Origin of the sequence: Corallincola luteus (genome assembly GCF_004336975.1) — a bacterium.
GTDB lineage: Bacteria > Pseudomonadota > Gammaproteobacteria > Enterobacterales > Neiellaceae > Corallincola > Corallincola holothuriorum.
In genome coordinates this window covers 168,444-182,026 of the sequence record NZ_SJXE01000002.1, presented here as the reverse complement: position 1 = coordinate 182,026, position 13,583 = coordinate 168,444, and the positions used below count along the sequence as shown (strand labels likewise).

The window sequence follows — 13,583 nt, the reverse complement described above, 5'->3', positions numbered from 1 at the left end:
CTATTGGCTGCCCTCATGCAAAGCTAATTCACAGCAGCAAACTTTAGTTACCAATCAGCGCCGGAATACCTGGCAACTGACCAACGACGGCCAGAGAGCCAACACAAACCACAAAGGCCAAACCAGGGATCAGATACTTATCTTTCGCTGACAGCTCTTTGGCACGCTCGTGATCACCAATCAGTCCCATGTTGTCCAGCAGCATGGTGGTCGCCCAACCGAATACCGGGTTAACAAAGGCACAAGCGAAAATACAGATACCTGCACTCAAAGAATCTTTATGTTTGTGGATCATCTGCATACCCGCTTCCAGCAATGGCAGGAATACACCCACAATCAGTGCCACACGCAGTACCGGCTCCCACATTGCCAGATCCATTGGGTAACCCAGCACTGCAGCAAGAATACACAGAATACCGGTCAGCAACGCACCGCCAGGAATGGGGCGTTTGGCGATAGCCGCTGGGATCATATAGGTACCCCATGATGACGCCAGATTACCGCCTCCAAGGAAAGAACCCACGCCCTGACGGATCGAAGCGCCGACCATGGTGTCATCGACATCCATCAGTACGCCTTTTGCTTCTTTTGGATAGTTAAGTTCCTGAAACACTCGGTGACCGAGATAGTCTGGCGACCACATAGCCACAGCCAGCAATGCAAAGGGCATTACCGCAATAAAATGGTTCAGGGAAGGCCAGCCCAACTGCCAACCGGTATCTTCACCCCACCAGTAAAGCGGACTAAAGTGGGGCAAACCCGGCTCTGAAGAGAACGCGAAGTCTGCGCCAAGGCCAAAGGCAACAATACCAGCCAATGCAGAACACAGCGGGATCGCCAACCAACGCTTACCAATTTTCGCTAGGTAGGCATAAACAAGTACGGTTACGCCAATCACCGCGAAACCGATATAGCCCTGATCCGTCGACGATGCCCACGCCTCAGTCTTGTTAATCTGCCCCATCAGGCCAAATGCCCCGAGATAGATCAACAGACCCCCTCGGACCCCGACCCCGGTGAGGGTCATTAATTTCGAGCCCCCCTTGGTATAGGCGAGTATCAGACCAAACACGCACACCATAATACCCAGTGCCAGTGGATGCCCTCCGGCCGCTGCGATAAGCGGGATAAGCGGGATCATCGGGCCATGGGTACCTGCCAGATTGGCATTCGGGTTCAGGATGGCAGAGAACAGAATAACGAACAGTGCACCTGCGATGAGCAGTTCATAGCGCACGTTTTCAGCCACAAATTCCGGCGACAAACCAAACTCAGCAGCAAATGCCGCAACCATGGCCGCCACCATAACAACTTTACCAATGGTGGCCGCTAATGCAGGCACCCAATCTTCAATCTCGATACTGTAGTCGCGGAATGGCAAATGAATGCCCCAGCGACGAAAGCTCATAATTTTAAGATCGTGATTCAAAAACTCTTCACGGCTTTCGAATTCCTGCGCTTTGCGGCGCATATCGCGATAAAACTTCTGTTTATCTTTCGACATCTACTTTCTTCCTATGCTTTTTGCGGGGCTGTAGAGCGGCGCATAAATACTCCAATTACGCTCTGTATGCCGATCTTCAACCGGCACGAGACGACATCCCAGACGCTACAGAACACCTTTAAAACCTGTTCGCTTTAAAGGAGGAAATTCATGGCTGCTTGGCTATCCCCGCTGGGGATAAAGGGTGCAATGTGAACCCTATGTAACTTGTAATGTTAAAAATTTGTCACAGTGTACGAGTGCTAACAGAAACTACTTTGATTTAGGTTGTTTTGTGGGCAGTTGAATTGTGTATTTTGAAAGGGGCTTGGCCGAGATGCTAAGCCGCGCACATTTCCCATGTGGTGGTGGTTATACTGACAACCCAAGGGCTATTGACCTGAATGCGTAGTGACTTGAGTAGTGGATTGATATGAAAATTTCCGAACATGCGGATCACACCGAGCAACTGTTTGGTATCAGAGCGGAAGATATCCATAAATGGATCGACGGCTTTTTCGATCATGATGGCTTTGACCATTATCTGCGCCAAGGCAAGATAATGAATTACGACCCCTACGATCACCGCCGCTTTCGCCACTGCAAAGAAGCACTGGCAGAGGCCTATCAGGAGTTTGGCGATAAGTACTCCCGTAGCCAAATTAAAAACGTGGTGGAAACCCACATCAAGGATGATTACGACGGCTACCTGCCCTCTCGTGCTGACTTTGAAAACGGCACCTTCACCGCAAAATATCACGATGCGATCCATGCCGAAGAGCTAAGCGCGATACTCGATGCCAATGAGTTAGCCGACTACTTTAACGGCATCCGCGATGACGACCTGCCCGGTAAAAGCTTTGTCAGTAGTTTTGGTTTTCGCATCGTCATGCCCACCATCTTGGCCATTCTGCTGTTTGTCACCGCCATTATATTTTTCATCGTACCGCTGGTTGAGGACTCGATGGAGGGGCAAAAACGGCAGATGATCAAAGAGCTGACCTCATCCGCCGTGAGCATTGTCGATAGCTATGTCGCCCTTGAGCAACAAGGGGAATTAAGTTTGGCACAGGCACAAAGTAAAGCCGCCAGTGAAATAGAAGCAATGCGCTACGGCGATCAGAACAAAGACTACTTCTTTATCACCGACATGCACCCGCGCATGGTGATGCACCCCTACCGTCAAGATCTTAAAGGCCAGGATCTTACCCACTATACCGACAGCGAAAGCACCAACGGCAAGCAGATCTTTGTTGAATTTACCAAGCTAGTCGAAGCGGAACAGGAAGGTTACCTGAAGTACCTTTGGCAGTGGAAAGATGATCCCGACAAAACCGCGAAGAAACTCAGTTATGTCCATGGCGTAGAAGAGTGGCAATGGATAGTCGGCACCGGGGTGTACTTTGATGACGTACAAAAGGCGATCGATAAACTTGAACGCGCGCTGTTCTCCACCTTCTTCCTTATCACCCTCGGACTCACCGCGTTTATGGGGTATATCATCACCCAGAGCCGTACCATCGATAACCGCAAAAGACGCGCAGAGATCGCCCTGCATGAAGCCAAAGATCGCTACCGTGCATTAGTCGAATCATCCAACGAAGGTTATATCCTCGAAGCTGACGGCGACATTCTCTACTCAAACAACCGCCTGCATCGCATGGTGGGTTATACCGACGCCGAACTAAAATCAGACAATATCTGGCATCAACTTTTTCCTGACAACCAACAAAACGCCCGCGTATTACAGCACCTGTCGCTGTTATTTAGCCATGCCGCCGAGCCCGGCGAATTTGAAGCACAGCTACAAACCAAAAGCGGTAAACCGCTCGATATTATTCTCAGCTCAACCAAACTGTTTTTCTCCGAGAAACATGGCCATGTGATCTCGTTTCGTCCCATCACCCGCAAGATCTATGGCGGCGCCTATGGCTTGGTGAAACAGGTCAACGACTATCAGGGCCTAGCCAGCCGTATCGTCGAAGAGATAGAACAGAGCGACAGTCAGGGCCATGTCGTCGAATCGCTGAATCAGTTGCCAGAGCTGGTCCGAGAGATGATTGATGCAGGGTCGCGCCCCGACAATCTGCGCCGTGCCATCGGCAGCGCTTATGACGCCGCGATCTGCCGCTTTATCGATCTCTCCATCATCGAACTGGGTGAGCCGCCAGTGCCCTTCTCCTTTATCTCATTTGGTAGTAACGCCCGCCACGACATGACGCTGTTTTCAGATCAAGACAACGGCATCGTATTTGAGGCACCGGATGACAGTGACAGCCTAAAGCAGGTGCGCCGATATTTTCTGCATCTGGCAGAACGGGTCTGTGGCTTACTGAATCAGGCGGGCTACAGCTATTGCGAAGGGTTGATCATGGCCACTAACCACCAGTGGTGTTTAACCGTAGAGGAGTGGCAGGCCAACTTCAGTGAGTGGATAGAGAACGCCACCCCCAGCACCATCCTGGAGCTGAATGTGTTCTTCGATATTCGTGCCACCTATGGCAAAGCCGCTCTGGTCGATCAGATCCAGCAACATATTGTTGAGCAGTGCCGCGGCAACGATGCATTTCTGCCGAACTACGCCAAAAACTGCCTCTCCTACAAAGTCCCGCTGAACGCCTCGCAACAGATCAAAACAGAAAACTATGACGGCGTGGCATCGGTCAACCTGAAAGAGTGCCTGCGGCCGATGGAGATCTTCTGCCGCATCTACGCGTTAAAACACGATATCCGCGAAGCCAACACCATGACCCGGCTAAAACAGCTGGCCACGAAACAAGAGATAGACCAAAACACTTTTCGCGAAATGGTCTATATCTTCGACCATATCTGGCATCTGCGCTTTATGAATCAAATCGTTGAATACACCGACCTGCGTAAGGTCAACGACGTATTAGCGATTAACGATTTGACCGAACTAGAGCAGCAAAACTTACGCAATGTACTGATGCGGATATCCCTGTTCCACGACAAGATTAATCAGGACTTTTTTGCTGGCGGGGGCGGCTAATGGGTGATTATAGAAGCCGCTATATTGGTACAACCAACGTACACAACATATCATTAGCAATGCGGGTTTCACCGACAACCCTAAAAAAAATAGACGGCGCCTAAACCCACCCACGAAGAGTCAATATCATCAGATGATAATGTCACCTAGCTCAACTCTGACGCCGATCTGATCAGTAAACTTATATTCTGCGTCAAACGAGAAATAAAAGGCGCCACCATCATCATATGAGGTTTCACCCAACTCATTATTAACATCAGCATTTTGTTTCGCACCACCAAGATTAACTGTCATGGCAAAGCTGTCAGATATACGCCACTTAGGTGACCACGTCAGATAAAGGTATTGAACCTCCACGGTTCCCTTAAGGTCAGTCTCGCCATCAAATTTTGTACTGCCCACATAACTGAACTCACCGTGATCAGTGTAGCCCAACCTAAAATTCAACAACGGGTGCCATTCGGCTCCTACAAACAGGTCGAATCCACTACTTGTATCATCGTCGATCTCTTCATTGGCAAATAAACCCGATAGCCCGAAAGCACCATCCGTAAATTCTGTCGATAGGTAACTAGCGCCAACGTAAAAATCCGCGTCAGCCATGGCAGCGGTTGGGAAGCAAGATATACAAGTGAAGCCAATTATAGGTAGGTATTTCATCGCCACTCTTCCTTAAGCTTTTGATTTATTAATTCTTTAGGCTTTCAAAGCCTAGCACGGATTCATTACTTTTCTGTTCCAGTACGGCTCTCCCCACTTCTTGCCTAAGAGGCCGAACTACGCTCTTTAGATAGACCAAAACACTTTTCGCGAAATGGTCTATATCTTCGACCATATCTGGCACCTGCGCTTTATGAATCAAATCGTTGAATACACCGACCTGCGTGAGTTCCACGACAAAATTAATCAGGGCTTTTTAGTCATTGCGGACTGTAGATAGGTCACTCCATCTCAAGCCATGCTTGCTCAGATACTTCTGTAGCCGACTCGAGTCATTCGGTTGTGCTTTCAGTGTACGGCTAACGTTGAATAGCTCCCTACCAGCAGACGCCATGCTGTTGTGGCGCTCACATACAGCAAGCACATAACTCAGCTGATTAGCGTCAAAGGTATCGAGTTGTGATATTTGTGCTGTTGATAAATAGTGATGAAGATTATCTGCAAGTGACTGCTGGCCTGCAGGACACCAAGACTGACGCAGGCGCTCGATTTCATCCTGCACATCATCCGTCGTGATACGCGAAGAATCAGCCAGCGTACAAAGCCGAGTAATGGCAGAGCTCAAATCTCGAAAATTACCCGTCCATAGTGCTTCATTTGAGATCGCAAACGTCACAAAGGCAGTTCTAGCTTCTTTGTTAAACTGCACACGTTGTCCTGTTTTTTGCGCAAACAGATCAACTTCAAAATCCACGTTCGCCGAAATGTCTTCCTTCCTATCTTTCAGTGCGGGCAATTCGTAAGTCCAGAGGTTAATACGCGCAAGTAAATCTTCGCGAAAGGTACCCTTCCCAATCTCTAACTTCAGGTCTCTATTAGTACCGGCAATCAGCTGAAAATCACTTTTCACAGGCGTATCACTACCGACAGGATGAAAAACTTTGTTTTCAATCGCGTGTAACAGCATGGCTTGCTCTTCCAAACCCAGCTCACCAATTTCATCCAGAAACAACACGCCATCATTGGCCGTCAGTAAAAAGCCATCCCTCGCCTTCTGCGCCCCAGTGAAAGCCCCTTTGGTATGGCCAAACAGCGCAGCCATCGCATTTTCGCCTTTTAACGTAGCGCAGTTAACGGGGACTAATTCGCCTTTAAGCTTGGCGCGCATTTTTTTCAATTGATAGATACGTGTTGCCAATTGGCTTTTACCCGCGCCTGTTGGCCCTGCTAGTAACATAGGATCATGGGAGCGAATAGCCACTTTCTCTATCTGAGTAATAAGCCGGTTAAACTGAGTATTCTTCGTCTCAATTCCCCCTTTTAAAAACTCTTTTCCTTCCTCATGCTCGACATCAAATCGCGTGGCCAATTGGTCATACTTGGATAAATCCAAGTCAATTATCTGGATGCGACCAATCGACTTATTTTTATTCTTATGGTCTGGAGAGGATTGAATTAAGCGGCCAGGAAAATGCTGGCTTTCTGTGAGCAAGTAGCTGCAGATTTGCACAACGTGAGTGCCGGTGGTTATATGAAATAGATAGTCGTTTTTATCAGTATCGAACCGTTGCTGCTTACACCAGTCAAATAACTTCGCATACACCTCTTCAAAGTCCCAAGGATCACGAAAGCTAACCATATGAAGCTGGACATCGGTTTCCGGTGAAACAGACTGAATATCAACGGCAACATTATTGGCCAGGCGACTGCTGTGGTTGTCATGCAACATATGCAACTGATCAACAATCAAGTCCGGCTGACTGCACAAGGAAACATTTGGTCGCCACTTAGCCCAGCGATCAACTCTTTTACCGACATAGTCTAACTGTGTACCGATCAAGCTTACTGCAACGGTTTTCTTTTGCATAACGTATCCAAATAGATATATACCACACCCACCAAGATACAAACATCCGATACAGCATACAACGCCAAGTCACCACACAATGAAGGGCTCAAACATAAAAACCTTATAAAACAATCTGTTGAGAAATAATTTTGATGCCCCCCCCTTCTGGCACACGACTTGATAATACCTGACTGTCTGATTATTTGGTTGTGATTCAAAAAGTCACCCCGGTGCGCTGAGCGTTGCGACTGCGTATACCTAATCAAACATCCATTTAAGTAGCTCAGTTGGGTAGAGCAGCGAACGAGGGTTCGTCGGTCATGGGTTCAATTCCCATCTTAAATACAGGTAGCTCAATTGGTAGAGCATCGAAATATTAATTCGATTGTTGTGGGTTCGATTCCCACCCTATATCCAATGAGAGTGAATAAACGTTAGTGAGCCGTTAGTACCCATGTTTGGTAAATGCAAAAACGTACGAGTGCTGGCAAGCAGGAAGCCACCCAGCACTTTGCAGTTTTCAGCCTTTATCAAATAAGTACCCAACCCTTGCTAACACTTTCCACACTGATGTGTGAGTAGAAAAATAAGGAAATTTAAGATGTTTAAAGCGCTTCAGATTAAAAAAACCGTCTTGGTGACAGAAAACCAAAGAGTATTCGTGTTTAAAGATCAAAAATTCAACCGTGTACTGGAGCCAGGAAAGCACAAATTCTGGGACATAAAAAATCAACTGGCGTTCATCAATTTTGATATTAACAGCCTCTATTTTTCAGAGAAAAATGCTGAACGACTGTATAAAAATCACAGTGAAATCAGAGAGCACATTACTCACTGGAAATTAAACAACAGCGAAGTGGGATTACTCTACTTTAATGATTTGCTCAGAGGCGTAGTCGCCCCAGGTGAACACTTATATCTATGGAAAGATGCCGGCGAAGCAAGGCTGGAAAGGATCTCTATTGATGAAAATGTTGAAGTGGATGAAAACGTACTCTCCTTAATCAACCGTGCAGGCGCAAATACTGCCACACGACTCATCAGAAGTGAGCGTACTGTGCCAGTCAAACCCATTGCAGATCTGAATGTGGCAAAAGACCATATTGGCTTGCTTTACATTAATGGCCAATTAGTAAAACGGTTAGCGCCCGGTCTGCATGGTTTCTGGCAGTTTGACCGCACCGTCGAACTTAAGTCTTTTGACTGCAAGACCCAGATGCTTGAGATCTCCGGACAGGAGATCCTTAGCAAAGACAGAGTGAGCTTACGTATTAATTTAAGCGCCAGCATTACTGTACAAGATGCAGAGCTGGCGGCACGTAGCGTCGATAAAGTGGATGAGTTTGTTTATAAAACCCTGCAGTTAGCACTGCGAGAGGCGGTAGGCACTAAGTCACTGGACGACATTCTTCTGGATAAGTTGTATGTCAATGAAACAGTTAAAGAATTAGTCGAAGAAAAGTTATTAGGCATTGGTATATCACTGATGAGCGTTGGCGTTAAAGACATCATTTTACCCGGTGAAATGAAAGCCATCTTAAATCAGGTGGTTGAAGCGCAAAAAGCCGCGGAAGCCAATGTCATCAAGCGGCGAGAAGAAACATCAGCCACCCGAAGCCTACACAACACAGCAAAGGTGATGGAAAACAATCCCACACTGATGCGGTTGAAAGAGCTCGAAGCGCTTGAAAAAGTTGCTGAGCGGATTGACAGCTTAACCGTGTACGGCGGCTTGGAAGGATTGATGAATGGCGTCGTAAAAATCGCCTAATTTTGCGGGCTACATGATGAAAGAATCAGTAGCCCGAGCGCTAAATAGTATTAAAGAAATTGGAAACAATGAGATGTGTAAAAACTACAACGTGATTGAACAACCAGGACATGCACCAATCAAGGCATGGACCAAGGGCGTGCCATTTGAAGAAGAAGCACAACAACAGCTGCGCAATATTGCCAGTATGCCATTGGTTCACTCGCACATTGCCGTGATGCCTGATGTTCACTTGGGAAAAGGAGCCACGATTGGCAGCGTTATTCCATCGGTAGATGCTGTTATTCCTGCTGCCGTAGGGGTTGATATTGGCTGTGGCATGGTAGCGACGAAAACAACACTCACTGCCAGTCAACTGCCGGATAATTTGTCTGCCATTCGGCATGCGTTTGAAGCCGCAGTGCCCCATGGTCGCACCAGTGGTCGAGGCCGAAGCCGAGATCGAGGTGCTTGGCATAACATTCCGGAGATCGTAGCGGGTGAATGGGTGAAGCTACAAACGCGGTTTGAACGTATTTGCGCCAAGCACCCCGCCATCAAGAAAACCAACAATGTGAACCATTTGGGAACGATGGGCACAGGGAATCACTTTCTAGAGCTTTGTCTGGATGAAAATAATGCTGTTTGGATTATGTTGCATTCAGGCAGCCGTGGGGTTGGTAACCGCATCGGTACCTATTTTATCGAGCTTGCTAAAAAAGAGATGCAACGCCACCAGATCAATCTGCCAGATATGGACCTAGCTTATCTGGAAGAAGGTAGCGAATACTTTGATGATTACGTAGAGGCAGTTGAGTGGGCTCAGGATTTCGCAGCGAAAAACCGTGAAATTATGATGTTCAATGCCATTGCGGCACTGAGAAAGCAGCTGCCAATTGAATTTTCAACGGCAGAGTTGGCGGTCAACTGCCACCATAATTATGTCTCACGAGAGCGCCATTTTGGTAAAGACTGCTTTGTGACACGGAAAGGAGCTGTGCGTGCTAAAAAAGGGGAAATGGGGATCATTCCTGGCAGCATGGGCGCGCGCTCATTTATTGTACGCGGCCTGGGGAATCCAGACAGCTTCAATAGCTGCAGCCATGGTGCTGGTCGAGTGATGTCGAGAACCAAAGCGAAAAAGATCTATAACGTCGATGACCAAATCAAGGCCACAGAAGGGGTTGAGTGCCGAAAAGATGCATCTGTTATCGATGAGATCCCCCACGCTTACAAAGATATTGAGCACGTAATGGAAGCACAAAAAGACCTTGTGGAAGTGGTGTACACCTTGAAGCAGATCGTGTGCGTTAAAGGATAGAAGTAGAAAAGGAGTAACCATGTCTTATCTCATCATCGATGGATCACAAGGTGAAGGCGGCGGCCAAGTGCTAAGGACAGCACTGACGTTATCCATTTTGACGCAGCAAAATATCGAGCTGATAAACATTCGGGCAGGTCGAAAAAAAACGGGGCTATTACGGCAACATTTAACCTCTGTTTTGGCCGCACAAAAAATTTGTGACGCCAAAACAGAGGGGGTGGAGCTCGGTGCTACGCGGATACGCTTTGCGCCAGGCCAAGTAAAATCGGGTAACTTCCATTTTGCGATTGGCACTGCTGGCAGCACAGTTTTGGTTTGCCAGACTATTTTACCGGTATTGGCTTTAGCGAAAGGCCACTCTACGGTGACCTTTGAAGGTGGCACGCACAATGGCATGTCACCCTCACTGTGTTTTTTACAACGCTCTTATCTGCCGGTGCTGGCGCGCATGGGAGTAGAGTGCGACGTACAAATATCTGCACTAGGTTTTTACCCTGCAGGAGGGGGGAAATGGCAGCTAAACATTGCGCCTACAACGCGGCTGCGCCCTTGTCATTTAACGCAGGCGGGCGCTGACGTCGCGACGACAATGGCAAACTGTTCGGCTAATGCCTTGATCAGCCAGTTATCAGAGAGCATTGGGCAACGGGAAATTACCACCGCTAAGAAAGCATTAGGCTGGCAAGAAGCATCCAGCGAAATAAGAACAGTGATGACGCCAGGCCCAGGTAACAGCTTTCAATTATGCATAGACGGCGAAAGCCATCGCCACTTATTTGAGGTTGTAGGAGAGCTGGGCGTATCAGCAGAAAGGGTGGCCAAGCGCGCTGTTGGCCGAGTGAATAAATTTGTTCATGCCCAAGCGGCAGTAGAAGAACACCTGGCCGATCAACTGCTATTACCTATGGTACTGGCAGGCAATAGCAGCTTTACAACAACCAAGCCTAGCTTGCATACAGTCACCAACATTGACGTGATTCGGCAAATACTGGGGGTAAAAATAAAAGTAGAGCAGATAGATGATCTGCTTTGGCGAATACATACAGAGGATTAGTTGATGGAACAACATCAAAGAACAGCAGAAAATCCAATAGCGCCAGGCATAAGAGAGGAGATCCTCCGGCGGATAAAAGCAGCCGAAAATGAGCACGGTGTAAAAGTACTATATGCCATCGAATCAGGCAGTCGCGCTTGGGGCTTTGAAAGCCCCAACAGTGACTATGATGTCAGGTTTATCTATGCGCACCCACTGGATTGGTATCTAGCAGTCGATCTCGAAGATAAACGCGATGTGATCGAGTATCCCATCGTTGACGAAATAGATATCAATGGCTGGGATATACGCAAGGCATTGAAGCTGTTTTTGAAATCCAACCCTGCTTTTATCGAGTGGTTACAGTCGCCTATTGTCTATGTCGACGATGGACACTTTGCTGATCAAGCCCGGCGGTTGATGCCACACATAGCATCCTCAACAAAGGGCATATATCACTATCGGCACATGGCGATAAACAACTATCGTGAGTATCTGAAAAAGGATTTAGTGCCGCTGAAAAAGTACTTCTATGTCTTAAGGCCGTTGCTTGCCATCATGTGGCTGGAAAAATTTGATGAACCTGCGCCCATTGAATTTGAAGTGCTTAGACAGTTGGTTGCGGATGACGGATCACTGAATTTAGCGATAACCCACTTATTGGAACGCAAACGAAAAAGCCAGGAAAAAGAGGTTGCACCAGCAGTGCCTGAACTAAATAAGTTTATCGAGTGTCAGCTCACACGACTTGAGAATTATGCTGAGAAGTATAAAGACAGAGCCGTGAGTTTTGCGCCTTTGAACACCCTGTTTCGGGACGTATTGGCTCGATACTAATCAGCAGCCGCTGGTATCCACCACGATGGTGTAGGTGTCATCTACACCATCGGTACCTCGGGGCTCTATATAGCGGACAAAGCAAGGGTTGGCGTCGTCTTCTAGGTTATAACCGATACGAACATTGGAGGAGTTAGAGTCCAGGTTGCAGGTGTCACCACTGCCGTAGCAGACTTCCAGGTCAGGATCTAAATCCAGCGTGTCGATAAGACCACCATCATTGTCACCATACGCTTCCGGATAACCGACTTTAATTTCGATATCGGTGCCACTGTATTCGATAGTGACATCTCGCAGTTCTTTTTCGATGTTATCGATAGCCGCTCAAATGTGACGATAAATAATGAGAACGGAGTGACCTTTCGAACGACAAAACAGATGGCAAAAGCAAAGAAGCAAAGGGCTCTCAATAACGGTGTGCTGTTAACGTGTTCGTTCTCAACCAGTGATTGAAAGTGCGTTGCAGCTGGCTGATCGGCACCCCGGTGACTCGCTCAAGCTGCGCGATACCCAGCGTGACATCGCATCGATCCGCTTTTTCCTGCAGCAAAAGTTGCGCAAGCCATTGCTCCCGTGTGGGATCGTCCATCAGAAAGTAGATAAATGCCCAGCTAGTCCCATAGAAATCTTTACTGCTGCTGCCGTAAAACTCTTGATGCGCTGTGTTTAGCAAAATATGCAGAGGCACAGGACTAAATCTGAGCACCTGCTCCGAACGCCAATCAGGGCTTGGGCTCACCTCGGCATACTGCATTTTAACCTGCAAGTTTTCCAAGTATTCTGATAGCCCTTCCGTTAACCATGGCCCGGTTTCGCCAATCAGCCCGGAAGTGATGGAATGCACGGCTTCATGCACCGCCGTTTCAGTGGTTTGTTGCTCACCTAAATAGAGTAAGACTGACTCGTTGCGGCTGGGCGAATAAAACCCCGGCGCATCAGCCCGAACACTTGCCTTAATAGAACGGCGGTAATCAGCATAGTGCGCCGAGTTGGCGAACACTTGCATATTCACAGCGATCTTTCGCAACTCGCCTTGACCCAATAACGAACGATAAAACAAAAAGCTCTTTTTGATACGCGCCCGCAGCTGATCCTTAAACATCTTATGAACACCGTGGGTCTTGAGATCTAACAGGTAATAGTCCATCTCATCACCCGTCGACAACTTGATCTGTTTGGCTTCGCCACCACCAGCACGCTTATCGGAATAGTGAGTCACACCATTGTCATCCACCCAGGTAAATACACTTAGCGTGGGTTTCTTTGCCACCTCCCCCAATGTCTGATCAATACATTCACCACGGCGCTGATAAGGAATGTGGCGCGTTTCGCCTCGGCCTAAAAAGGTACGTTCCGGTGCCGATACGGTTTGCCCAATTAACTCAGGTTGTGGCGCTTCAATCGCTTCTTCGACGGGAAGTTGAGCTATCAATAGTTCGTAGGTAGTGCGCAGCGAATGAACGACTTGATCAGGCAAGATATGACGATACCTGTCCGGCTTCAATGCAACAGCCAGCGCCCCGACAAGGAGGGCACATAGCAATAGAAGGCTTAATGAATATTTAGGCTTCATTCAGCTAAAACAATATCTGATTCAGTGGTACGCCTGCCAACTTGCTGTCCATGCCAGAGACTAT

The 13,583-nt window shown here is 47.8% G+C and carries 9 protein-coding genes and 2 tRNA genes; 7 read left to right on the top strand and 4 right to left on the bottom strand.

The features are described from left to right. Positions 1–43: 43 nt before the first annotated feature. Positions 44–1,504: a DUF3360 family protein gene (locus EZV61_RS07330; RefSeq protein WP_131414827.1), complete on the bottom strand. Its 1,461-nt coding sequence runs from the start codon at positions 1,502–1,504 to the stop codon at positions 44–46. 412 nt (positions 1,505–1,916) lie between these two features. Between EZV61_RS07330 and EZV61_RS07325 the strand changes: the two genes are divergently transcribed. Then, complete coding sequence (locus EZV61_RS07325) at positions 1,917–4,493, top strand: DUF294 nucleotidyltransferase-like domain-containing protein (RefSeq protein ID WP_131414826.1); 2,577 nt, start codon at positions 1,917–1,919, stop codon at positions 4,491–4,493. Positions 4,494–4,622: 129 nt separating this feature from the next. Here the strand turns inward: EZV61_RS07325 and EZV61_RS07320 are convergent, their stop codons facing one another. Both EZV61_RS07320 and rtcR read right to left on the bottom strand, forming a co-directional pair. Then, a complete protein-coding gene (locus EZV61_RS07320) occupies positions 4,623–5,153 on the bottom strand; it encodes an outer membrane beta-barrel protein (protein WP_131414825.1) in 531 nt (176 codons plus the stop codon). 256 nt (positions 5,154–5,409) lie between these two features. After that, the gene (gene rtcR / locus EZV61_RS07315; protein ID WP_131414824.1) at positions 5,410–7,020 is read right to left on the bottom strand and encodes an RNA repair transcriptional activator RtcR; all 1,611 of its coding nucleotides are present in this window, start codon (positions 7,018–7,020) and stop codon (positions 5,410–5,412) included. Positions 7,021–7,274: 254 nt separating this feature from the next. On the opposite strand from rtcR, the gene EZV61_RS07310 reads away from it, so the two are divergent. The 6 genes from EZV61_RS07310 to EZV61_RS07285 all read left to right on the top strand — a co-directional run bounded on the left by EZV61_RS07310 (position 7,275) and on the right by EZV61_RS07285 (position 11,946). Further along, positions 7,275–7,347 (top strand) — tRNA-Arg (locus EZV61_RS07310). 2 nt (positions 7,348–7,349) lie between these two features. After that, positions 7,350–7,419: transfer RNA gene (locus EZV61_RS07305), tRNA-Asn, on the top strand. A 184-nt stretch (positions 7,420–7,603) separates the two neighbouring features. Then, on the top strand, positions 7,604–8,773 hold the full coding sequence (locus EZV61_RS07300) for a slipin family protein (RefSeq protein WP_131414823.1): 1,170 nt from the start codon (positions 7,604–7,606) through the stop codon (positions 8,771–8,773). A 73-nt stretch (positions 8,774–8,846) separates the two neighbouring features. Beyond that, on the top strand, positions 8,847–10,073 hold the full coding sequence (locus tag EZV61_RS07295; RefSeq protein ID WP_131414822.1) for an RtcB family protein: 1,227 nt from the start codon (positions 8,847–8,849) through the stop codon (positions 10,071–10,073). 19 nt (positions 10,074–10,092) lie between these two features. Further along, positions 10,093–11,130 carry an RNA 3'-terminal phosphate cyclase gene (gene rtcA / locus EZV61_RS07290; RefSeq protein WP_131414821.1) on the top strand — a complete coding sequence of 346 codons (1,038 nt, stop codon included), beginning with the start codon at positions 10,093–10,095 and terminating at the stop codon, positions 11,128–11,130. Between the two features lie 3 nt (positions 11,131–11,133). Continuing rightward, positions 11,134–11,946, top strand: coding sequence for a nucleotidyltransferase domain-containing protein (locus EZV61_RS07285; protein ID WP_131414820.1), 813 nt, complete (start codon positions 11,134–11,136; stop codon positions 11,944–11,946). A 406-nt stretch (positions 11,947–12,352) separates the two neighbouring features. Here EZV61_RS07285 and EZV61_RS07280 read toward each other — a convergent pair whose 3' ends face one another. Continuing rightward, positions 12,353–13,519 carry a DUF4124 domain-containing protein gene (locus tag EZV61_RS07280; RefSeq protein WP_131414819.1) on the bottom strand — a complete coding sequence of 389 codons (1,167 nt, stop codon included), beginning with the start codon at positions 13,517–13,519 and terminating at the stop codon, positions 12,353–12,355. Positions 13,520–13,583 lie beyond the last annotated feature (64 nt).

Bases quoted from the DNA above. Each gene is read 5' to 3' on its own strand.
- EZV61_RS07300 (WP_131414823.1), top strand. From the start codon at position 7,604: ATGTTTAAAGCGCTTCAGATTAAAAAAACCGTCTTGGTGACAGAAAAC.
- EZV61_RS07280 (WP_131414819.1), bottom strand. From the start codon at position 13,519: ATGAAGCCTAAATATTCATTAAGCCTTCTATTGCTATGTGCCCTCCTT.
- rtcR (WP_131414824.1), bottom strand. From the start codon at position 7,020: ATGCAAAAGAAAACCGTTGCAGTAAGCTTGATCGGTACACAGTTAGAC.
- rtcA (WP_131414821.1), top strand. From the start codon at position 10,093: ATGTCTTATCTCATCATCGATGGATCACAAGGTGAAGGCGGCGGCCAA.
- EZV61_RS07320 (WP_131414825.1), bottom strand. From the start codon at position 5,153: ATGAAATACCTACCTATAATTGGCTTCACTTGTATATCTTGCTTCCCA.
- EZV61_RS07330 (WP_131414827.1), bottom strand. From the start codon at position 1,504: ATGTCGAAAGATAAACAGAAGTTTTATCGCGATATGCGCCGCAAAGCG.
- EZV61_RS07295 (WP_131414822.1), top strand. From the start codon at position 8,847: ATGTGTAAAAACTACAACGTGATTGAACAACCAGGACATGCACCAATC.
- EZV61_RS07325 (WP_131414826.1), top strand. From the start codon at position 1,917: ATGAAAATTTCCGAACATGCGGATCACACCGAGCAACTGTTTGGTATC.
- EZV61_RS07285 (WP_131414820.1), top strand. From the start codon at position 11,134: ATGGAACAACATCAAAGAACAGCAGAAAATCCAATAGCGCCAGGCATA.